The sequence below is a fragment of the Ruegeria sp. CF5 genome (assembly GCF_056537325.1).
Genome location: NZ_JBQFRI010000010.1, coordinates 136467 through 158354, shown reverse-complemented (window position 1 = coordinate 158354; position 21888 = coordinate 136467). Strand labels below are relative to the sequence as shown.

The following is a 21888-nucleotide window of genomic DNA, read 5'->3' as shown; positions in this document are numbered from 1 at the left end:
AGAGGCCGAAGAGCGCGCGATGCATTTCCTGGAAAAGGTGAAAATCCCGGAACAGGCCGACAAGTATCCCGGCCAGCTTTCGGGCGGTCAGCAGCAGCGTGTGGCGATTGCACGCTCGCTCTGCATGATGCCGCGGATCATGTTGTTCGATGAACCAACATCGGCGCTGGACCCCGAGATGATCAAAGAGGTGCTCGACACCATGATCGAACTGGCCGAGGAAGGCATGACCATGCTGTGTGTGACGCATGAGATGGGCTTTGCCCGCCAGGTCGCCAACCGCGTGATTTTCATGGACGCCGGTCAGATCGTGGAACAGAACGAACCCGAAGAGTTCTTCAACAACCCACAGTCAGAGCGCACCAAGCTGTTCCTCAGCCAGATCTTGGGGCATTAGCATGGAAGGCGACATTTGTTCATGCCGCTTGCAGACCAAACAGCTAATTGAGTTAACTGCACTTACGTCTCAGAATTGAGCCGTAGTTCAACAACGCTGCCGCTATAGTCCCGTGCAATTTCGGCAAAAGCACATCAGTACCGCTTGCGCGCGACGATCCACACGGGATGATAGGTAAGGCAAACTCCGTTTTTCGTGCCAAACTCCGCTAAATAGTCAGCGCTGAATTGAGACAGACGCGCCCGGGTCCAGATCGCCGAAGCCTTGCCGTTAACACCGGTTTCGCGCAGATGTCTGAGAACGTGGCGCGGCGTTTGGAACCAGAGACTGTTACGATTTTCATCTGCTTTGACGATGTCGAAGCCACCCGGCAAGGCGGCCTCAAGAGCCGCCGCCAACATGCGCGCCGAGCAAAGCCCCGGTGCGCGCGCGGTTGAACCCAGTTGGACCAGTTCCCTATACTGATCCGGGCCAAAGCCGGAGACGGCAACCCATCCGCCAGGTGCTAACGCAAGGGCCGCCCGCCGCAACAAGGCCATCGGATCTTCCATCCATTGTATGACCGAGGCGGACGCGATCAGGTCGGGACTGACCGGCCATTCAACTTTTCGGGCATCACCGTGGACAAAACTGGCGGAAACTTCATCTGCTGTATGGCGCGCCTCGTCCATCAGGTCATTGACCGTCAGCTTGGAAATGGAAAATTGTTCGGACAGGGCGTGTGTCAGGTGGCCAGTGCCGCAGCCAATTTCGAAGGCGTTCGCGAAGGTATCGGGCGCACCAAGACCGGACATGCTGTGAACCAGATTCTGCGCGATGCGCTGCTGCTGACCAGCGGCCGCGTGATAACTTTGAAAGCTGCGGCTGAAACTGCGCTCAACACGATCTGCCAACATTGCGGTCATTGCAGCCAGTCCTGCCAGAGTTGCGCGTCTTCAAACGGCTGGTGTGGTTTTGGAATGCGCCGAATAGCGGCGGCCTGATCCTTCCACGCTGTCATTTGCGCCTGTGCGGGAACGATACGGTCACGCTCGGAAATCCAGATGACATCAAATGATCTGTCTTTGCATGGGCCGCGATCTGCAATCGTCCTTAGTTCTGTCTGTGCCGCAGGAATATCTATGGCCGGAACAGGTCCGCGCATCCCGGCGCGGCGGCAGAATCTGGCAAAGCTGTCGACTGTCAGGCCATCGGCGGTTGCCGTGACGGTTTCAGGCGCAATGCCACGGGTTTCGTCGGCCGGGTACAGTGTTCCATTCACGGCAACCTTGCGCGCGGGTTTCACCCCTGCCCAATCCATCCAGTGGGCTGCCGATGCGACACCAAACGAATAGGCCAGCAAACCAACGCGATCATAGTCATCGGTTTCCGGGATTTCCTGCTCAATCCGGGTGTAGTCATCCACGAACAGAACGTCATCCGGCCCAACAAGCCCGGCGAAAGGAGCAGCACCAAGTCCCCAGCCGCCGAACACCAGCGTCAGATCCTTCGTTCCCCTTCGTGCGAGCCACTGTGTTCTCATGCGTGCTGCCTCGCCAGCGATACCATCGCCGAAGTGACCCGGCTGAGTTCGTCGGGTGAAATGACATAGGGCGGCATGCAATAGATGTTGCGTCCGAACGGGCGCAGCCAGACGCCGGTTTCCGGGGCCAACCGATGGGCAACCTTGGGATCAACTGTGGTTTCCATCTCGATCACGCCGATCGCGCCCAGAACACGCACATCTGCCACGCCTGCGATATCTTGGGCCGGGGCCAGTTCCGCACGCATCTGATCGGCAATACGGGCCACGCGTTGTCGCCACCCACCATCCTCCAAAAGGCTGAGGCTGGCGATACCGGCAGCACAGGCCAGAGGATTTGCCATATAGGTGGGGCCGTGCATGAACACCCCGGCCTCGCTTTGGCCGATGCCCACGGCAACGTCATTGGTTGCAACGGTCGCCGCAAAAGAAATGTGGCCGCCCGTCAGAGCTTTGCCCAGACACACGATATCGGGCACCACACCTGCGAGCGTCATGGCAAATAGTTCGCCCGTTCGGCCGAAACCGGTCGCGATTTCGTCAAAGATCAGCAAGACGTCATGTGCTTCGCACAGTGCTTTTGCCCCGCGCAGCCATTCGGGGTGGTAAAAATACATCCCCCCCGCCCCCTGCACGACCGGCTCAACAATCAGCCCCGCAATTTGCGCGCCTTTGTCTTTCAGCAACTTCTCCAGCGCGGCCAGCCCGTTTACCGCCGGATCTTGCGGCCAGTCGGAACCCAATCTGGTTACGGGACGGGGCAGGAAGTGCTGGATCGACAAAGCGCCGCGGAAAAGGCCATGCATGCCGTTGACGGGATCGCAGACGCTCATCGCTTTCCACGTGTCGCCGTGATAGCCGCCCATGATGGTGGCAAACTCGACCTTGTGATCGTTGCCTTTGGCCTTTTGGTGCTGAACCGCCATTTTCAGCGCGACCTCGACCGAGACAGAGCCGCTGTCGCAATAGAAAATCCTGTCCAGCCCGTCCGGCAACAGGTTGACCATCTTGCGGCCAAGCTCGATCGCTGGGGAATGGGTCAGGCCGCCGAACATCACATGCGGCATCTGACCAATCTGCCGCTGCATGGCCGAGATGATGGCCGGGTGGCCGTGCCCGTGAATTGCGCACCACCATGAGGACATGGCGTCGATCATGCGCGTTCCATCGTCACGGATCAGCCATACGCCGTCGGTTTCCGAAATCAAATGCATCGGTCCGGGTTCAGCGACGTTTGTGTAAGGGTGCCAAAGGTGGCGGGCATCAAATTCCAATGGTGTCATAACGCCCCCCGGATGGCCGCCATATCGATGGCCCCGAACGCGCCAGACAGGGTGTCCGGCGTGAGGTCGGGTATATGGCCGAGCCTGCCAAGGTGTCTGACCTCGCACATCTCTGCGATGGTCTGTTCAACTTCCGGCTCCGGGCCCCCGACAAAGGCGACGCCGACGACCGGGCAACCGGTCGCGCGCAAAGCCTTCAAAGACAACGCCGTATGATTGATCGTCCCCAGCGCCGTGCGTGCAACAAGAATGACAGGCGCGCCCCACTGGGCAAAGAGATCAAGGTAAAACACCTGACGGTTCAACGGCACCATCAGCCCGCCTGCCCCTTCGACAACCAACGGGCCATCGACCTGCGGCAGGTCCAGTCGCGAGGAGTCGATTTCGGTCTGCTCGGCCTCGGCAGACAAGTGCGGCGAGGCCGGAAGCTTGAGCCGGTAGGTCTCAGGCAGGGTCCGGCAACCTGACAATGCCCCGACGGTTTCGGTATCGGTCGCATCCTCGAGGCCCGATTGAACCGGCTTCCAATAGGTCGCGCCAAGGGCTCGGGTCAATCCGGCGGCAAACACCGTCTTGCCCACGCCCGTATCGGTTCCGGTCACTACAAGAGTATTCATGCGGCCTCTGCTTGCTGATGTGCTATGGCCTGGAACAGGGCCGAGATTTCTGCTTCGCTCACGTTGCCGGTGATGGAGATCCGCAACCGGGACGTGCCCTTCGGTACGGTCGGCGGTCGAATGCCCCGAACATCAAAACCCAGCGCCTGAAGTTCGCTTGCCCATTCCATTGCCCGTGCATCCGAGCCGACGAGGACCGGAATGATCTGGCTGTTGAGCGTGCTCAGACCGCAAAGCCTGCCGGCCTCGGCATGGGCAAAGTCGCGCCTGCTCTGGGCGTCCCGAACCAGATTGGGCTGATCCTGCAAGGCATGAAGGCTGGCACGCACCACAGCCGCGTTCAGCGGTGAGGGTGCCGTGGCAAAAAAGAACGGCCGGGCGCGGTTGATCAGCATGTCGATCATCACCTTCGCTCCGCAGATCAGGCCACCCGACGCCCCAAGCGCCTTGCCGCAGGTGTGCAGGGTCAACACTTCGGCATCCAGCCCGTGCGCCAGCCCCTTGCCCATAGGGCCAAAAACACCGGTTGCATGCGCTTCGTCAACGACCAGCACCGCGCCCTCTTCCCGACAGAAAGTTGCTAGCTCACCAAGCGGGGCAAGATCGCCTTCCATGGAATAGACGCTTTCGACCGCAACCCACAGTTGCCCGGTTCCACCATCAGCCCGCCATTTCGCCAGAACCTGCCGCGCGGCCGGGACGTCATTGTGAGGGAAAGATTTGGTTTCAGCGCGGCCCAGCCGCATTCCCTCATGGGCGCTGGCATGTACCAGAGCATCATGAAGGATCAGATCGCCCGCAGCGGGCAAAGTGGAAAAGATCGCCTGATTGGCCTGAAACCCGCCGCCCATGAAAAGCGCAGCTTCGGTATCAAAAAATTCAGCGGCCTCAGCCTCGAGCGCGGTGTGCTCCGGATGGTTGCCGCGCAATAGGCGCGACCCGCCCGCGCCAAGCGGTACGTCCCGCGCCAGCGCATCCGATGCCGCCTGCCTCAGCAGAGTCGAACCGGCCAGACCCAGATAGTCGTTGGACGCAAAGTCCAGCCCCCGCTGCGGCATCAGGTGCCGCAACCGGTGCCGCGCCGCCATCGCCTGCAGCGCGCCATCCAGCCGGTCCGTTGTCTTCATTCGGCAGCGTCCATTTGATTGTGTGCCTCGGGCTCCATCGGCTGAATACCCAGTTTGGAGAACAGAAGCATATCGGTATCTTCCTCGGGGTTTTCCGCCGTCAGCAGCGTTTCCCCCACGAAGATCGAGTTGGCCCCGGCGAAAAAGCACATCGCCTGCATCTCATCGCTCATGTCGGTGCGACCGGCGGACAGGCGTACATGCGATTGGGGCATCATGATCCGCGCGACGGCTATGATGCGCACAAAGTCGATGGGATCGACCGGTTCTGCATCGGCCAGCGGCGTGTCCGCTTGCGGCATCAGCATGTTGATCGGAACCGAATCCGGGGGGGCGGGCAGATTGGCCAGTGTCACCAGCATATCCAGACGGTCGCTTTCCTCTTCGCCCATTCCCAGAATGCCACCCGAACACACCTTGATGCCGGCGTCCTTGACGCGGTTCAGAGTATCGATGCGGTCAGCAAATGTGCGGGTCGTGATGACCTCGGGGTAGTAACGCTCGGACGTGTCGATGTTGTGGTTGTAGTAATCCAGCCCGGCATCGCGCAGCTGCACGACCTGCGTATCGTCCAGCATGCCAAGGGTCATGCAGGTTTCCATGCCCATGTCCTTGACGCCCTCGACCATGGCGACCAGCGCATCCATATCGCGATCCTTAGGCTCGCGCCAAGCAGCCCCCATGCAGAACCGGGTTGCGCCCGCTTCGCGCGCTTTTTTTGCCTGCGACAGAACTCGCTCGACCTCAATAAGCTTCGAGGCGGACAGCTTTGAGCCGTTTCGCGCCGATTGCGAACAATAGGCGCAATCCTCGGCGCAGCCGCCGGTTTTGATCGACAGCAAGCGCGACATCTGGACCTGGTTCGGATCGAAATTCGCACGATGAACTGTCTGGGCTTGATAGAGAAGTTCCATGAAGGGCAGATCGTAAAGACGCTGAGCCTCGTCACGGGTCCAAGGAGTCTGGGCCTGGGTCATTTTATCGATAATTTTCCACATAGATTCCGGTTGTGGATTTTTTATCGATTATATTCACCGGCACAACACGAATTGTTGCCGCAGGCAGGATTCCGGACAATTCCTCGCAACCGCGTCAGGGCCCGCGTGACGATCAGGCGGCACCTGCAAAGGCACGCTGACGTACCGTCTTTGGGCTTTCCCCAACTTCCTGCCGAAACCAGCGCGCGAGATTTGAACAGGTGCCAAACCCTGTCGCGACAACAATTTCCGACAGCGGCAAACTGGTGTGTTTCAAAAGCTGATGCGCCCGTTCGATGCGCAAGGCGCGATAAGCCGTCAGGGGGCTGTTTCCGGTACGTTCCAGAAATCGGCGCTGCAGCTTGCGAGTCGAAACGCCCAGCTCTCGCGCCAGATCGTCAATGCGCAGAGGCTCTTCAAGATGCTCCTGCATCAGCTCCAGACTTGCATTGATAAGCTGGTCGCCACGGGCCTGTTGAAGCAGACCAAGCGAAACCCTGCTGTGTGGCCGCTGCGCGTGGGCCTCGGAAAAGCCGATATATGCACTCAGGGAATCCGCGATAAAGGCGCCATGATCGCTTGCGACGATATCCAGCGAAAGCCTGAGCGCCGCCACCGGGCTGATCGCGCTGAACAGCTTGCCGTCGGAACACAGATGGGCTCCATCCTCGGCCTCGGACAGGTGTTCTTCGCTGGCTGCTGCAACAAAGTTCGGATGAACCGCGCATGCGTGGCGGCTCTGCTGGCCGGTTTCGCTCAGAATGAACACCGCCCCTCCTACCAGCACGATCCGGCGCGCCAGGCGCAGAATCTGATGTACCCGCGCACGTTCTTCGGAGCGCAGCGTCCAGCGGCTGTGGATATCGCCGAGAAAGACTACCGTTCGCCGCGACCAGTAGCGCGGATCCTCGACGGGCTGGCCGCTCAGGTCGCGCAAGGCAACTTGGTACTGCCTTTCAGGTAACAGATCATTGGCGGCGCGGAAAACGTCTTCGATCATCTTCGCCGTTGCGGCGGGCGCGCCCTCGGGCAGGATGATGTCGATATTGTGCTTTCGCGTGTCAGGCGACGGGATCGTCGCATCGGCGGGTAATACGGATGCGCAATAGGTCATGTCTGCCTCCTGTTGCGAGTGTTCGGATCGCCCCGCCGGTGTATCCGGCGGGGCGGGCGCTGCCTGAAATCAGGCGGCGTCTTCTTCGTAGTCCGACATTGGCGGACATGTGCAGATGAGATTGCGGTCGCCATAGGCGTTATCGACGCGATTAACCGGGGACCAGTACTTGTCCACACCCAGGTTACCCGCAGGGAAGCAAGCCTGTTCGCGGGTATAGGGACGGTCCCATTCGCCCACCAGATCGCGCACCGTGTGGGGTGCGTTTTTCAGCGGGTTGTTTTCGGCGTCGATCTTGCCGTCGATGATCTCCTGCGCCTCGGCCCGGATCGAGAGCATGGCATCGCAGAAACGGTCCAGCTCGTCCTTGGGCTCGGACTCGGTGGGTTCCACCATCAGCGTACCGGCAACCGGCCAGGACATGGTCGGTGCGTGGAAGCCACTGTCGACCAGACGCTTGGCGATATCATCCACGGTAACGTGACCCTGTTCATCCAGCGGACGGGTGTCCAGGATGCACTCATGCGCCACACGGCCCGTCTCGGACGTGTAGAGGATCGGATAAGCATCCTTGAGCCGCGCCGCGATATAGTTGGCGTTCAGGATTGCCACCTTGGTCGCCTGCGTCAGACCTGCCCCACCCATCAGCAGCACATAGGCCCAGCTGACCGGCAGAATGGACGGAGATCCGAAAGGCGCGGCCGAGACCGGACCCACGGCCGTGCCGTATTCCGGGTGGCCGGGCAGGTGCTCTTCCAGATGCGCCTTGACGCCGATCGGACCCATGCCGGGGCCGCCGCCGCCATGCGGGATGCAGAAGGTCTTGTGCAGGTTCAGGTGGCTGACGTCGCCGCCGATCTTGCCCGGCTGGGCCAGACCGACCATGGCGTTCATGTTCGCCCCGTCGATATAGACCTGACCGCCGTGATCGTGGGTGATCTGGCAGACCTCCTGCACCGTCTCCTCGAACACGCCGTGGGTGGACGGATAGGTGATCATGCAGGCGGCGAGGTTGTCCGAGTGCTTTTCGGCCTTCTCGCGGAAATCGGCGATGTCGATGTTGCCTTTGTCATCTGCCTTCACCGGCACAACCTGATAGCCCACCATCTGCGCGGACGCCGGATTGGTACCGTGCGCCGAGGTCGGGATCAGGCAGACATTGCGGTGCGCCTCACCACGCGAAGCGTGGTAGCTTCGGATGGTCAGCAGACCCGCATATTCACCCTGCGCGCCCGAGTTGGGCTGCTGGCTGATCGCGTCATAGCCGGTGATCTGGCACAGCTTGTCGTTCAGATCCGCAATCATCTCGTGATAGCCCTGCGCCTGATCTTCGGGGCAGAACGGGTGCAGGTTGCCGAACTCGGGCCAGGTGACCGGGATCATCTCGATCGTCGCGTTCAGCTTCATGGTGCAGGAGCCCAGCGGGATCATCGCCCGGTCCAGCGCCAGGTCGCGGTCGGCGAGGCGGCGCATATAGCGGGTGATCTCGGCCTCGGCCCGGTTCTTGTGGAAGATCTCGTGGGTCAGATAGGCGCTTTCACGAAGCGCGTGTTCCGGCAGGCGGTAGACCTTGTTCGAGCTGTCATCCTTGCGATCGATGCCGAAGGCACCCCAGACGGCCTCGATGGTCTCGGGGCGGGTCTGTTCGTCCAGGCTGATGCCGACCTTGGTCTCACCAACCTTGCGCAGGTTGACGCCACGGGCCACAGCGGCCTCCATCACCACGGTCTGCAGGTGGCCGACCTCAACGGTAATGGTGTCGAAGAACACCTCTGGTTCCACGGCAAAGCCTGCCTCTTCTAGGCCAGCCGCCATGCGCGATGTTTTGCGGTGCACCGATTGCGCGATGGCCTTGATGCCATCGGGGCCATGATAGACCGCGTACATCGATGCAATCACCGCCAGCAGCGCCTGTGCCGTACAAACGTTCGAGTTCGCCTTTTCGCGGCGGATGTGCTGTTCACGGGTCTGCAGCGCCAGACGATAGGCCTTGTTGCCACGCGCATCGATGGACACACCGATGATGCGGCCGGGCATGGCGCGTTTCAGCTTGTCGGTCGTCGCCATGTAGGCGGCGTGGGGGCCACCATAGCCCATGGGAACGCCAAAGCGCTGGGTCGAGCCGATGGCGATATCGGCACCCATCTCGCCTGGTGATTTCAACAGGGCTAGCGACAGAATGTCAGCCGCGACAATGGCGATCGCCTTGTGTTCATGCAGAGCGGCGATTTCATTGGTGAAGTCGCGCACATGGCCATAGGTACCGGGATACTGGAAGATCGCGCCGAACACTGCGCCTGCGTCCAGTTCGGCCGGATCGGCAACCTGCACGTCGATGCCCAGAGGCTCGGCGCGGGTCTTGATCACCGCGATGGTCTGCGGGTGGCAGTTCTTGTCGACGAAGAAGGCAGCATTGTTTGCCTTGGACCGTCCGCCGCGTTTGGCCATAGTCATGGCTTCGGCAGCCGCAGTGGCTTCGTCCAGCAGCGATGCGTTGGCCACATCCAGACCGGTCAGATCGCTGACCATGGTCTGATAGTTCAGAAGTGCTTCAAGGCGGCCCTGCGAAATCTCGGGCTGATAAGGCGTATACGCAGTGTACCATGCCGGGTTTTCAAGGATGTTGCGCAGGATCGGCGCCGGGGTGGTGGTGCCGTAATATCCCTGCCCGATCAGCGAGGTCAGAACCTTGTTCTTGCTGGCCACCTCTTTCATGTGAAAGAGCGCATCCCGCTCGGTCATTGCCGGACCCCAGTCCAGCGCCTCCGCCTGACGGATGGCGGGGGGGACGGTGGCGTCGATCAGATCATCCAGCGTTTTGAAGCCGATCACCTTGAGCATGTCGGCCATCTCTTTTGGGGACGGTCCGATATGACGGCGATTGGCGAAGTCATAGGCTTCGTAATCGGTCAGTTTGAAGGCCATTTCAGCGCTCCTTTGGAAAACTCAGGCCCGGCGGAGACTGCGGAAGCCTCCGGCGGGGATATTTTGGGCAAGAGGAAGGATCAGCCGATCAGGGCCTTGTAGCCGTCCAGATCCATCAGATCCTCAAGCTGAGAGGCGTCCGACAGTTTGATCTTGTAGATCCAGGCGTCGCCTTCGGGGCTTTCGTTCAGCGCACCGGGATTATCGGCAAGCACCTCGTTTGCCTCGATCACTTCGCCGTCGACAGGAGCATAAATTTCGGACGCGGCCTTGACCGACTCGATCACGCCGATCTCGTCACCTTTTTCAAAATCGTCGCCGGACTCTTTCTGCTCGACAAAGACGATTTCGCCCAACTGGTCTGCGGCGTGCTGGGTGATACCGATGGTTGCGACGTCACCTTCGACGGTGACCCATTCGTGCTCTTCCGAATAGTAGGTTGCCATGTTTTATCTCTCCTGACTTCAGCGCTTGTAGTTCTGAGTAACAAAGGGCAGGGCGACGATTTCCGCCGGTTGTGCCTTGCCGCGAATGATGAGGTTCACTTTTTCACCTGGCTCGCCATGGCCGGCCGAGACATAGCCCATGGCGACCGGGCCGCCGACGGTGGGACCAAAGCTGCCCGAGGTGATCTGACCGATGGTGTTGCCTTCGGCGCATTGCACCTCGACGCCCTGACGGGCAGGGGCGCGGCCTTCTGGCTTGATGCCGACCAGTTTGCGCGCGGCGCCTTCGGCCAGTTCCTTTTGTACGCGCGCGGCGCCCGGGAATCCGCCTTCTTCCTTGCGGCGCTTCTGCATGGCCCATGACAGGGACGCCTCAACCGGCGACGTGGACTGGTCGATGTCATTGCCGTATAGGCACAGACCGGCCTCGAGCCGCAGGCTGTCGCGTGCGCCAAGACCCGCCGGTTCACAATCGTCATGCGCCAAAAAGGCTTTCGAAATTTCGACGGCCTTGTCCTCGGGGATCGAGATTTCGTATCCGTCCTCGCCGGTATACCCCAGACGCGAGATACGGCATTCGACGCCGTTGATGTCTGCAACGGTGGTTTCCATGAACTTCAGGTCACGGGCGGCAGGGCAGAGATCGCCCACAACATCCTCGGCTTTTGGACCCTGCACCGCGACCAGCGCGCGGTCGAAGATTTCGGTCACTTCGACGCCATCCAGATTGGCCTTCATATGCGGGATGTCCTGATGGCGCAGGGCGGCGTTCACCACTACAAAGAAATGATCACCCGCGTTCGACACGATCAGGTCGTCCATGATCCCGCCTTCTTCGTTGGTGAAGAAACCGTAACGCGCCTTGCCTTCTTTCAGGGTCGCATAGGCCTGCGGGCAGATCGCTTCGAGCTTTTCGCCAACGTTTTCGCCGCGCAGGATCACCTGACCCATGTGCGACACGTCGAACAGTGCGGCCTTTTCCCGGCATTGCTTGTGCTCGCCCATGATGCCCATGGGATACTGCACCGGCATTTCCCATCCGGCAAAATCGACCATCTTACCGCCAAGTTCCACATGCAGGTCGTAAAGGGGGGTGCGTTTGGGCGCATCAGTCATGGCATGAGCCTTTCCATATTTCGTGTTCAGGTCAGTCGCGGACAACCATGACCGTGCAATGTGCATTGCGCACGACACGGGCAAGGTTAGGACCAATTTCGTAATTGGGGAAGTCGCCTTTGGCCGATGCCATCACAATCAGGTCATAACCGTCCTTGTGAGCGAGTTTCAGAATTTCGCGGTAAACACTGCCCTCTTCGATATGCACTGGCACATCGACGGCATTGCCATTGTCCAGAATGGCCTGAACGGCTTTGCGCACGTGCTCCTTAGCACCGGCACCGTAGTTGGCGGGAAGGTTGGGCAGCTGGATGATCTCGGGAATGACGGAAACCGCGTGCAGTTCCGCACCGTAGAATTTCGCCTGTTCCAGTGCGACCGGCAGTGCTTTTTTCCACGAGCGGTCATCAGTGTGGTCAATTGGCAGCAGGATTTTCGTGGCCATCAATCGTCTCCTCGAGATTTGAGATTCTATTTCAGGAGGCGGGGGGCCAACACGGCCCCCCGTCGATGATTATTCGGCTGCGGTGCCGCCGGGTTCTTCCGACTTGCCACCGCTGGCGAAGAACTCTTTCGTCAGCTTGAAGACAACCGGGCTGAGCAACAGCAGGGCGATCAGGTTCGGCAGAGCCATCATCGCATTCAGCGTATCCGCCAGCAGCCAGATGAAGCCCAGATCAGCCGTTGCGCCGAAGTAGATCATGACGATCCACAACACACGGTAGGGAACCAGAGACTTCACGCCCAGCAGGAACTCGACGCATTTCTCGCCATAGAACGACCAGCCCAGAATGGTGGTGAAGGCAAAGATCGACAGTGCGATTGCGATCAGGTAGCCACCAACGCCCGGCAGAGTGGTTTCAAAGGCCAACGAGGTCAGCGCTGCACCGGAAACACCCAGTTCAGGATCTTGGTTGAACAGTTCGACCGATGCGTCCAGCGCACCCGACGAGATGATCGCCAGACCGGTGATCGAGCAGACGATGATGGTGTCGATGAACGTACCCAGCATCGCGATCAGGCCCTGGTTGACCGGACCTTTGGTTTCAGCTGCGGCGTGGGCGATCGGAGCGGAACCTAAACCGGCTTCGTTCGAGAACACACCACGTGCCACACCAAAGCGGATCGCGAGCCATACCGCCGCACCTGCAGCACCGCCTTTTGCGGCCCAAGGTGTAAAGGCAAAGGCAAAGACGTCTGCGATGGCTGCTCCGACCGAACCGATGTTCAGCAGAAGAACCAGCAGACCAGCGATGATGTAGGCAACCGCCATAAACGGAACCAGCTTACCGGCAACAGCACCGATGCGGGTAATACCACCCAGGATCACAGCTGCAGTCAGAACCATCAGAACCACGCCGGTGACCGAGGTGTTCAGGCCAAAGTTCGATTCCAGAACCTGTGCCACACCGTTGGCCTGAACACCGTTGCCGATGCCGAATGCAGCAATACCGCCGAACAGGGCGAAGGCCCAGCCCAGCCAGTGCCAGTTCGACGACAGGCCGTTTTTGATGTAGTACATCGGGCCGCCGACATAGTTGCCCAGCTCGTCCTGCTCGCGATACTTCACGGCACAGACGGCTTCGGCATATTTGGTGGCCATGCCCACCAGGGCGGTCATCCACATCCAGAACAAGGCGCCCGGACCGCCCAGGAAGACAGCAGTGGCCACACCGGCGATGTTACCCGTACCGATGGTCGCCGACAACGAGGTCATCAGCGCATTGAACGGGCTGATCTGACCGTCACCCTGGCCTTCGCGGCCCTGGAACAACAGCCTGAAGCCGGTGCCGACACGCAGGATCGGCATGAATTTCAGGCCGACCTGCAGGAAGAAGCCGGCGCCAAGGATGAGCACCAACATTGGCACCCCCCAGACGACGCCATTTATGGCCCCTACGATTGAATTTAACGCTTCCATGGTTTCCCTCCCATATGCGTCAGGTTTATGCCCCGTTGGCGACGACCCGCTGGCGGGCCTGCTTGAGGGCGGCAAAATCTTCGTCCGCGTGGAACGATGACCGGGTCAGCGGTGTCGCCGACACGTGTAGAAAGCCCTTGGACCGGGCGATCTGTTCCAGTTGCTCAAACTCTTCGGGCGACCAAAAGCGGTCGATCGGATGGTGTTTCGGTGTGGGCTGCAAATATTGGCCCACGGTCAGGAAATCGACATTGGCCGCACGCAGGTCGTCCATGACCTGTCGTACATCATTCAAACTTTCCCCTAACCCTACCATAAGTCCGGATTTTGTGAAAATTCCGGGGTTTGCGCGTTTTGCATCGTCCAGCAAACGCAGCGATGTGTAATAGCGCGCACCGGGCCGGACAGTCGGATATAGGTGTGGAACCGTTTCCAGATTGTGGTTGAAAACATCCGGTGCGGCCTCGAAAACAGCACTCGACGCGGCGCCCTTGCCCAGAAAGTCCGGTGTCAGCACCTCGACCGTTGTTTCAGGGTTCTGATGTCGCACGGCGCGGATGGTCTGCGCGATATGCTCGGCCCCGCCATCAGCCAGATCATCCCGGTCAACGGACGTGATGACCACGTGGCGCAGCCCAAGTTTTTTCACTGCAGCGGCAACCCGACCCGGCTCGAACACATCCAGCGCGTCAGGCCGCCCAGTGGACACGTTGCAGAATGAGCAGCCACGGGTACAGACTTCACCCATGATCATCATGGTTGCGTGCCGCTTGGACCAGCATTCACCAATATTCGGGCAGGCCGCCTCTTCGCACACGGTCGCCAGATCATGATCGCGCATCAAGCGGCGGGTCTCGTAATACTCGCTGCTTTCGATTTTTTTCTTGCGAATCCACTTTGGCTTGCGCGGGATCACGCTGTCGGCCTTTTTGGCCTTTTCCGGATGGCGCGGGCGGAGCTGGATGGTCATCTGGCAGGCCTCAGTTCATGCGTGAATTGCACGGCCCATGGCGTCAAGGCAGGCCTCTTTGACCGCCTCACCCATCGCCGGATGCGCGTGGCAGGTGGCCGCAACCTCGGACACGGTCGCGTCTTTGGTCATCGCCAGAACCAGTTCGGCTATTAGGTCACCACCATGCGCGCCGCAGATATGTGCGCCCAGAATTTTCCCGTTGGCATCGGCCAGCACCTTTACCGCACCGTCAGTTTCACCGGTCGAGCGCGCGCGCGAATTGGCCATGAAAGCGAACTTGCCAGCTGAGTACTCGGTGCCTGCCTCTTTAAGCGCCTCTTCGGTCTGACCGACGGACGCCACTTCGGGATCGGTGTAAACCACGCCGGGAACCGTGTTGTAATCGACGTGTCCCGCCTGCCCGGCCAGCATCTCCACACAGGCAACGCCGTCTTCCTCGGCCTTGTGGGCCAACATCGGGCCGGGAATGCAGTCGCCAATGGCATAGATGCCGGGAACCGTAGTCTGGAACGCGCCGTCCACCTCGATGACCCCGCGTGCGCTTACGGTGACACCCAGTTCTTCCAGCCCCAGACCGCGAGTCACAGGACGACGGCCAACGGCGATCAAAACCTTGTCGGCTTCGATCACTTCTTCCTTGTCCTTACCAACACGATCCACGGTCAGCGCCAGAACATCGCCGGTTTTGTCTACCGCCTTCAGCGCGCGGCCAAGTTGGAATTTCAATCCCCGCTTGGACAGCGCCCGCTGCGCCAGCTTGGCAATCTCGCCGTCAATACCCGGCAAGATGCGATCAAGGTATTCAACCACGGTAACTTTGGCGCCAAGACGCGCCCAGACCTGCCCCAGTTCCAGTCCGATCACCCCTGCGCCAATAACGACCAGATGCTCAGGCACGGTATCCAGAGCCAGCGCGCCAGTCGAACTGAGCACATCCACCTCGTCAATCTCGATACCCGGCAATGGGGTCGGCTCGGAACCGGTTGCGATCAGGATGTTCTTTGCCTCGTGGATATCGTCGCCCACCTTAACCTGACCAGCAGCGGGAATGCTGGCCCATCCTTCGATCAGCTCAACACCGTTCTTCTTGAACAGGAAGCCGATCCCCTTGGTCAGATCGCCCACGATCTTGTCCTTGCGCCCCATCATTGCGCCCAGATCGATGCTGGCCCCCTCGACCGCAATGCCATGAGAGGAGAGATGGGAGAGTTCGGCATACTTGGCCGAGGAGGTCAGCAAGGCTTTGGAAGGAATGCACCCAACATTCAGGCAAGTGCCACCCAGAGCGCCGCGGCCTTCGACACAGGCCACCTTCATCCCCAATTGAGCCGCTCGGATAGCCGCGACATAGCCACCAGGTCCGCCGCCGATCACGATCAGGTCATATGCGCTCATCAATGTCCCTCCCAGTTCGTATCCCAGCATCGCGGCATAGGATGGCGCGCGATGATTTCGTCTCCTATAGGAAACTTTTTCTCCTTAATCAACATTTGTATTCAAAAGTGCCCAGTATTCACCTTTACGAATACAAAGACTGTTTGGGAAAATTTTGAGAACTTTCGGGTCGCGCGAACCTCCTTAAGGAAGAAGGTAAACGCCGAGAAATTCCGACGGGAGCGGCCGGAGACTTCTTTTCGACAAAGATTCAACAGGTTAGGGTGATCACCAAATTTTAAGCCATCCAACCATCGCTTCGCGAACATTCAAAAACGGTGAAAGTTACAGGGCGCCGCTTGGCCTGCGATTGCCGCGAGTTTCAGCATCAGCCCTGTTTCCGAAGCGACACAGACCGGTTTCCGCAAAGGGAATCAGCCTGCATTCTCTCTTTGGTAGAACTGTTTTTTCAGGTCAGTTTGGCGACTGCCTGTTCCAAAACCTTCAACCCGGCCACCAGATCCGACTCGGCCGTATTTTCCGCAAAGTCGTGACTGATACCGTCAATCGATGGCACGAACAGCATTGCAACCGGCATCAGCCTCGAAACATTGGTGGCGTCGTGCAATGCCCCTGACGGCATCCGCCGCCACTTTCCGGGCGCCACAGCTTCGGCTCCGACCTCCAGCGCCTGCTGCAAACGTTTGTCCATGGCGACAGGCTCAAGCCCCAACATTTGCCCGAAATGCAGATCAACGCCCCTTTTGGCGGAAACCTCCTGCGCGGTCTCGCGGATAGTGTGTTCCATCCGGCCCAAGCGCTCGGCCTCGCTGTCCCGCCACTGCATGGAAAACCGTACCTGTCCGGGTACGATAGACGATGCGTTTGGATGAACAGACACATGCCCGATGGTCCAGACCGTGCGTGGCGTGACCACATTCCGGAAACGCTCATTGATAAGAGCGGTGAACTCGCCCAGCGCCTGAAAGGCATCCCTACGCAGATGCATAGGGGTGGTCCCCGCATGGTTTTGCTGCCCGTCAAACCGGATCGTCATGTCCCGAATGCCGACAATATCTGTCACGACACCTATCTGATCACCTTCGGCATCCAGCGTGGGACCTTGTTCAATGTGCATTTCGACAAAGCCGGTAAAGCGGTCGGGTTCAACAAATCCGGACACGAGTTCGCCCATAGCTGCCCGGGCGGCCCCCAGTGTGACACCCGCATGATCCGTCAATTCATTGGCCTCGGACAAAGACAGCTGCCCGGACCATATCGCAGACCCCGTTGTCACGCCAAAGCGCCCCTCTTCGTCCTGAAAGCTGACAACTGACACGGGGCGATCAGCCGAACGCGCCACTTCCAATGCGGCAATCACACCCAGCGCGCCATCAAGCCAGCCACCCTCTGGCTGGCTGTCGGAATGCGAACCCAGCAGGAGCGACGGCCCATCTGCCAAGCCAAAGAGGTTGCCGACCGGATCGAAATGCGCGTTCAGCCCGGCCTCTTCCATACGTCCTGCCAGCCACTTTCGCGCGTCAATATCCGCCTCGGAATAAGCCGGGCGAACGACGCCCTTGCCAACGCCTGACGCGCCAAAGCTTCGCAGCTGATGCAGGTCCGCAAGAAACCGTTCTTCATTCACTGCCATGGCTGCCTCCTGTCATCGGGTCATGCTCAAGATATTACCATCAGCCCCATCAACAAGATGCCCGGACGCAACGGCGCAGGTTTTCGCACGAATGGCGTCCGACACCTCTGGTCCCCAACCAAAACCTCCCCTAAGAGTTGCCGCAAGAGGAGCGGCCCATGTCCCACATCACACTAATCCGTCACGGCCAGGCCAACACCGAAGCACGTGACGAGGAAAGCTATGACAAACTGAGCGAACTGGGTCATCAGCAGGCGCGCTGGCTGGGGGCGCATTTGCACGAAACCCGCGCTCATCATAACCGCGTGTACTGCGGAACGCTTGTCCGCCATGGCGAAACCGCCCAAAGCATGGGATTATCGCAACCCGTAAAAGACCCACGACTGAACGAAGTGGAATATTTTGCGCTTGCCCAGTTGTTTCAGGAACAGCACGGTGTTCCGATCCCGGAAGACCGCGAAGGATTTGTCGAACACCTGCCGATGACATTCGAAGCCTGGGCAAGAGGTGAAATCGAAAATCCGCCGGAAACCTTTGCCGAATTCGAAGCGCGGGTTTCAGACGCCTTGCGCGAGATCGGCACCGAAGGCGGACCCGCCATCGTCGTGACATCCGGCGGCTTGATCTCGATGGTGGTGCGCCAGGCGATGGGACTGGACATACAGGCGATGGCACGCGTCGCCCTTGCCATCATGAACACGTCGATGCATCGTCTGTACCCGATTGGCACACATCTCAGCCCCGTGCTGTTCAACGCCGTCCCGCATCTGGAAGCACCAGAGCGGCAATACGCGCAGACCCATCTCTGACGGAGTTTTCGATGCAACTCTTCTATGCCCCGCGAACTATTTCAATCGCCGTAGCAATCGCACTGGAAGAGGCCGGTCTGGACTATGAACCCGTACGGGTCGATTTTGCCAGCGCCGAACAGACGAAACCGGCTTACAAACAGATCAACCCCAAAGGGCGCGTACCGGCGCTGGTGGTTGACGGCGGCATCCTGACAGAAACCGGGGCTCTGCTAGATTTTGTTGCCGCCGCCGCACCCGAGGCGCGCCTGATCCCGGAAGACGCCGTAATGGCAGCGCGGATGCGCGAGGTGATGTATTATCTCGCCTCTACTATGCATGTGAATCACGCACATAAACTTCGCGGCGCACGCTGGGCCGACAAAAAGCCAAGCTGGAAAGACATGACGGCCAAGGTCCCGCAGACAATGACCGCCTCGTGCAAATATATCGAGGCGAACGGGTTGCGCGGCCCCTTCGTGCTGGGCGAGAGGTTCAGCCTGGCCGATCCTTACCTTTATGTGGTCTGCAGCTGGCTGGAAGGCGACGGTGTGGACGTTTCGGCCTTTCCCAAAATCGTCGCGTTCCGTGCTGCGATGGAAACACGCCCCTCGGTACAGGCGGTCAAAGCCGCCGGTATGCTCTGACAAAAGGAAACACTATGACACATCTCTGGGTCCGGGCAGAGCAACGCCCGAACGAGGACCGGGTCGGCCTGACGCCTTTCGGGGCCGAACAACTTATCTCGGCCGGTATCCGCGTGACTGTCGAAGAAAGCTCATCCCGCGCAATTCCGATTGAAGGATATGCCAATGCGGGTTGCGAAATTGCGGCCGAGAACAGCTGGCCACAGGCCCCGCTGAACGCCATCATATTCGGCCTCAAGGAACTACCCGAGGATGGCACCCCGCTGCCGCACAGCCACATCATGTTCGGGCACGCCTTCAAGGGTCAGCACTCAGGCCGCGCCTTGCTCGAGCGGTTCAGAACCGGTAGCGGCACATTGTATGACCTTGAGTATCTGGTTGATACAACCGGCCGCCGCGTGGCCGCCTTTGGATATTGGGCCGGGTATGCAGGCGCTGCAGTCACACTCAAGACATGGGCGGCGCAGCAAAGGGGGGAGCAGTGCCCTCCAGTCGGTGTTTACCCCAGCAAGGATACGCTCAACGCTGAACTGTCGGCCGAGCTTGACGTCGCAGGACCGCGCCCCCGCGCCATCGTCATCGGTGCCCTTGGCCGTGTCGGAACAGGTGCGGCGGATCTGTGCGAGGTCATGGGCGTCGAGGTCACCAAATGGGACATGGACGAAACCGCAAATGGCGGACCCTTCCCCGAAATTCTTGAACACGATGTATTCCTGAACTGCATCTTTGCCCGCCCGGGAACGCCCGTTTTCGTCCCGCGCGAGGCGCTGAACGCACCCCGGAAACTGACCGCGATCGGTGACGTGGCCTGCGATCCGGACAGCGACTACAATCCGATACCCGTCTATGACCGGGCTACCTCTTGGGAAAAACCGGCCCTGCGCGTCGCCACCGACCCGGTGCTCGACGTCATCGCCATCGACAACCTGCCGTCCATGCTGCCGGTCGAAAGCTCCGAGGATTATGCCGCACAGCTGCTGCCTTCGCTGCTGCGACTGACCGAGATCGACAGTGGAGTCTGGGAGCGGGCCAAAGAGACATTCAAAACTCATATGGAAGAAGGAACTGACCGATGACCATTCACTGGTGTGGTACCGGCCTGTCGGCCATTCCCGGACTGCGACGCCTTATCGAGGCCGGGCAGCCCGTCATCGTCTGGAACCGGACCGTCGAGAAAGCAAAGGAAGAAGTTGGTGATCTGACGAATGATATCCGCGCTTTCGATATCGACGCTCTGGCCGGGGTTCTGCAAAAGGGCGACGTTATCGTGTCGATGCTGCCGGGCGATTGGCACGTGCCGCTGGCCGAGCTTGCGATCTCGAAAGGGGCGAATTTCGTTTCCTCTTCCTATATCGCGCCTGAAATGCGGGCGCTGGATGACAAGGCACGCGAGGCCGGTGTGGCGCTGGTCAACGAGGTCGGCCTGGACCCGGGCATCGACCACCTGATGGCCCACGCACTGGTGGACGACTACCGTGCCTCAACTGCGTTTGACGCCCAAAACCATCTGAGCTTCATCTCGTATTGCGGCGGCATTCCCAAGAACCCCAACCCGTTCCGGTACAAGTTCAGCTGGTCGCCGCTGGGCGTGTTGAAAGCGCTCCGGTCTCCATCGCGGTCCATCCGCGATTACGCGCCTCTGGACGTAGCGCGGCCATGGGATGCGATCAGCAGCTATATCGCGCCCCTGCCGACACCGGAAAGTTTCGAGGTTTATCCGAACCGCGACTCGATCCCGTTCAAGGACCAGTACCATTTCGAAGACCATTGGCCGGTCAAAGAGTTTGTCCGCGGCACCCTGCGCCTGAACGGCTGGGCCGACGCGTGGTCGGATGTGTTCGAGGAAATCGAGACACTCTCGGGCCCCGAAGGCGATGCGCGGCTCAAGGAGATGTCCGATCAGTTCTGGGCCGAGAACGCCTATGACGAGGGCGAGCCGGATCGCGTTGTTCTATGCGTCGGGCTGAAGGCCGAGAAAGACGGGCAAGAGGTCTGGCACAAGACCTATGTCATGGATGCCTGGGGCGATGAACGCGGTACCGCTATGGCGCGTCTGGTGTCGATCCCGGTTTCACTGGCGGTTGAGGCGGTTCTGAACCGTGCCATTCCGGCGGGCGTTCATGCAGCGCCGAGCGATCCCAAACTGGTTTCGGGCTGGATGGGAGAGATCGACAAGCTGGCGCAGCATCTGCAGGTTGTGGATCATCTGGCGTAAAAGGGTCAGTTGCCCGACCCTGAATGACCCGCCAGGGCAATCTGCTGAACTGACGCCTGATTTTACGGAAGCCACTCCGCCGTTTTCGGAGTGGCTTCTGGGATCGCAACTTCAGCAATCCGCTTTCCCTTGTCAGACAGACATCGATTGCTTTCACTGCAGAGTTCAGATGTATCGTGCAATCGTATCCTCGATATCACTTCGATTGATACCAAGTTCAGAGAGCTCGCTATCCGACAGGCGATTCAGTTCGTGCGCCGCACCAACTATTTCCCCTTTGATCGCCTGAATTTTCATTGCCTGATCAAACAGCAACAGAGTGCTGGCAGACGCATTGGAATCTTTGAAACCGTCCACGTCAAACATCGTGTTCCTCCTTGAAAACTGATACCTTGCGTTACTGCCGAAGCGGCTGGTGATGATAAACACTGTCGTAGGCACGCCGTTTTATCTGATCACGCGGCAGGCCAATGTCCTGCAATTGCTCATCGCTGAGATTTTCGAGTTCGCGCACGGTTCTTGAAAAAATCCGGCGGCGAAAATGTTCGACATTGGCTTCGACATAGTCGGAATACAAACCTGCGAAAACACCGGTCTGATTTTGGATTGCTGATGCGTGTTGCATTTGAAACTCCATCCAATTTCTGAACGTTGTGTTGCTCTGATTTCAGATAAAGGGTCGGCGTGTTAACCTTGTTGGAACAGAAGATTAAAGTTTGTTTAGTAAAATAAGCTGAAGTTATGGCTGTTGCTTGACGGCATTTGGGATCAAACCGCTCAAAGCCTGCACCG

General features: G+C 59.4%; 22 protein-coding genes. 5 read left to right on the top strand and 17 right to left on the bottom strand.

The window, feature by feature from the left end:
- Positions 1-397, top strand: a 397-nt coding sequence (locus ACR0NW_RS20385) for an amino acid ABC transporter ATP-binding protein (RefSeq protein WP_480791876.1), incomplete at its 5' end; no start/stop codon positions are given.
- 134 nt (positions 398-531) lie between these two features.
- Here the strand turns inward: ACR0NW_RS20385 and ACR0NW_RS20380 are convergent.
- The 15 genes from ACR0NW_RS20380 to ACR0NW_RS20310 form a co-directional block, all read right to left on the bottom strand.
- Entirely contained in the window at positions 532-1302 is a 771-nt protein-coding gene (locus ACR0NW_RS20380; protein WP_480452452.1) for a methyltransferase, read from the bottom strand.
- Complete coding sequence (locus tag ACR0NW_RS20375; protein ID WP_480452451.1) at positions 1299-1919, bottom strand: pimeloyl-ACP methyl esterase BioG family protein; 621 nt, start codon at positions 1917-1919, stop codon at positions 1299-1301. Before ACR0NW_RS20375 ends, ACR0NW_RS20380 begins: the two co-directional genes overlap by 4 nt.
- Positions 1916-3202 (bottom strand): adenosylmethionine--8-amino-7-oxononanoate transaminase, encoded by a 1287-nt coding sequence (gene bioA / locus ACR0NW_RS20370; protein WP_480452449.1) that lies wholly within the window; start codon positions 3200-3202, stop codon positions 1916-1918. Before bioA ends, ACR0NW_RS20375 begins: the two co-directional genes overlap by 4 nt.
- Positions 3199-3819, bottom strand: coding sequence for a dethiobiotin synthase (gene bioD, locus ACR0NW_RS20365; RefSeq protein WP_480452447.1), 621 nt, complete (start codon positions 3817-3819; stop codon positions 3199-3201). The genes bioA and bioD overlap by 4 nt, the downstream gene beginning before the upstream one ends.
- Positions 3816-4946 carry an 8-amino-7-oxononanoate synthase gene (locus ACR0NW_RS20360; protein ID WP_480452446.1) on the bottom strand — a complete coding sequence of 377 codons (1131 nt, stop codon included), beginning with the start codon at positions 4944-4946 and terminating at the stop codon, positions 3816-3818. Before ACR0NW_RS20360 ends, bioD begins: the two co-directional genes overlap by 4 nt.
- Positions 4943-5923 (bottom strand): biotin synthase BioB, encoded by a 981-nt coding sequence (gene bioB, locus ACR0NW_RS20355; RefSeq protein ID WP_480452445.1) that lies wholly within the window; start codon positions 5921-5923, stop codon positions 4943-4945. Before bioB ends, ACR0NW_RS20360 begins: the two co-directional genes overlap by 4 nt.
- 133 nt (positions 5924-6056) lie before the next feature.
- Entirely contained in the window at positions 6057-7037 is a 981-nt protein-coding gene (locus tag ACR0NW_RS20350) for a GlxA family transcriptional regulator (protein ID WP_480452444.1), read from the bottom strand.
- A 69-nt stretch (positions 7038-7106) separates the two neighbouring features.
- A complete protein-coding gene (gene gcvP, locus ACR0NW_RS20345; protein ID WP_480452442.1) occupies positions 7107-9962 on the bottom strand; it encodes an aminomethyl-transferring glycine dehydrogenase in 2856 nt (951 codons plus the stop codon).
- Positions 9963-10042: 80 nt separating this feature from the next.
- Positions 10043-10408 (bottom strand): glycine cleavage system protein GcvH, encoded by a 366-nt coding sequence (gene gcvH / locus ACR0NW_RS20340; RefSeq protein WP_170655828.1) that lies wholly within the window; start codon positions 10406-10408, stop codon positions 10043-10045.
- 18 nt (positions 10409-10426) lie between these two features.
- On the bottom strand, positions 10427-11524 hold the full coding sequence (gene gcvT / locus ACR0NW_RS20335; RefSeq protein ID WP_170655830.1) for a glycine cleavage system aminomethyltransferase GcvT: 1098 nt from the start codon (positions 11522-11524) through the stop codon (positions 10427-10429).
- A 31-nt stretch (positions 11525-11555) separates the two neighbouring features.
- Positions 11556-11969 (bottom strand): universal stress protein, encoded by a 414-nt coding sequence (locus ACR0NW_RS20330; RefSeq protein WP_480452440.1) that lies wholly within the window; start codon positions 11967-11969, stop codon positions 11556-11558.
- Between the two features lie 69 nt (positions 11970-12038).
- A complete protein-coding gene (locus tag ACR0NW_RS20325; protein WP_170655834.1) occupies positions 12039-13445 on the bottom strand; it encodes an alanine/glycine:cation symporter family protein in 1407 nt (468 codons plus the stop codon).
- Between the two features lie 25 nt (positions 13446-13470).
- A complete protein-coding gene (lipA, locus tag ACR0NW_RS20320; RefSeq protein WP_480452438.1) occupies positions 13471-14415 on the bottom strand; it encodes a lipoyl synthase in 945 nt (314 codons plus the stop codon).
- Positions 14416-14430: 15 nt separating this feature from the next.
- Positions 14431-15813, bottom strand: a complete 1383-nt coding sequence (lpdA, locus tag ACR0NW_RS20315; RefSeq protein ID WP_480452436.1) for a dihydrolipoyl dehydrogenase — start codon at positions 15811-15813, stop codon at positions 14431-14433.
- Positions 15814-16261: 448 nt separating this feature from the next.
- Entirely contained in the window at positions 16262-17446 is a 1185-nt protein-coding gene (locus ACR0NW_RS20310; RefSeq protein WP_480452435.1) for a Zn-dependent hydrolase, read from the bottom strand.
- Between the two features lie 158 nt (positions 17447-17604).
- Between ACR0NW_RS20310 and ACR0NW_RS20305 the strand changes: the two genes are divergently transcribed.
- Genes ACR0NW_RS20305 through ACR0NW_RS20290 form a run of 4 tightly spaced genes read left to right on the top strand, consistent with a single transcriptional unit; the run spans position 17605 to position 21096 of the window.
- Complete coding sequence (locus tag ACR0NW_RS20305) at positions 17605-18255, top strand: histidine phosphatase family protein (RefSeq protein WP_480452433.1); 651 nt, start codon at positions 17605-17607, stop codon at positions 18253-18255.
- Between the two features lie 11 nt (positions 18256-18266).
- Positions 18267-18881: a glutathione S-transferase family protein gene (locus tag ACR0NW_RS20300; protein ID WP_480452432.1), complete on the top strand. Its 615-nt coding sequence runs from the start codon at positions 18267-18269 to the stop codon at positions 18879-18881.
- Between the two features lie 14 nt (positions 18882-18895).
- Positions 18896-19957 carry a saccharopine dehydrogenase gene (locus ACR0NW_RS20295; protein ID WP_480452430.1) on the top strand — a complete coding sequence of 354 codons (1062 nt, stop codon included), beginning with the start codon at positions 18896-18898 and terminating at the stop codon, positions 19955-19957.
- Positions 19954-21096: a saccharopine dehydrogenase family protein gene (locus ACR0NW_RS20290; RefSeq protein WP_480452428.1), complete on the top strand. Its 1143-nt coding sequence runs from the start codon at positions 19954-19956 to the stop codon at positions 21094-21096. Before ACR0NW_RS20295 ends, ACR0NW_RS20290 begins: the two co-directional genes overlap by 4 nt.
- A gap of 165 nt (positions 21097-21261) precedes the next feature.
- Here ACR0NW_RS20290 and ACR0NW_RS20285 read toward each other — a convergent pair whose 3' ends face one another.
- Both ACR0NW_RS20285 and ACR0NW_RS20280 read right to left on the bottom strand, forming a co-directional pair.
- Positions 21262-21462, bottom strand: a complete 201-nt coding sequence (locus ACR0NW_RS20285) for a DUF1127 domain-containing protein (RefSeq protein WP_480452427.1) — start codon at positions 21460-21462, stop codon at positions 21262-21264.
- A 31-nt stretch (positions 21463-21493) separates the two neighbouring features.
- Positions 21494-21721 carry a DUF1127 domain-containing protein gene (locus ACR0NW_RS20280; protein ID WP_480452426.1) on the bottom strand — a complete coding sequence of 76 codons (228 nt, stop codon included), beginning with the start codon at positions 21719-21721 and terminating at the stop codon, positions 21494-21496.
- Positions 21722-21888: the final 167 nt, after the last annotated feature.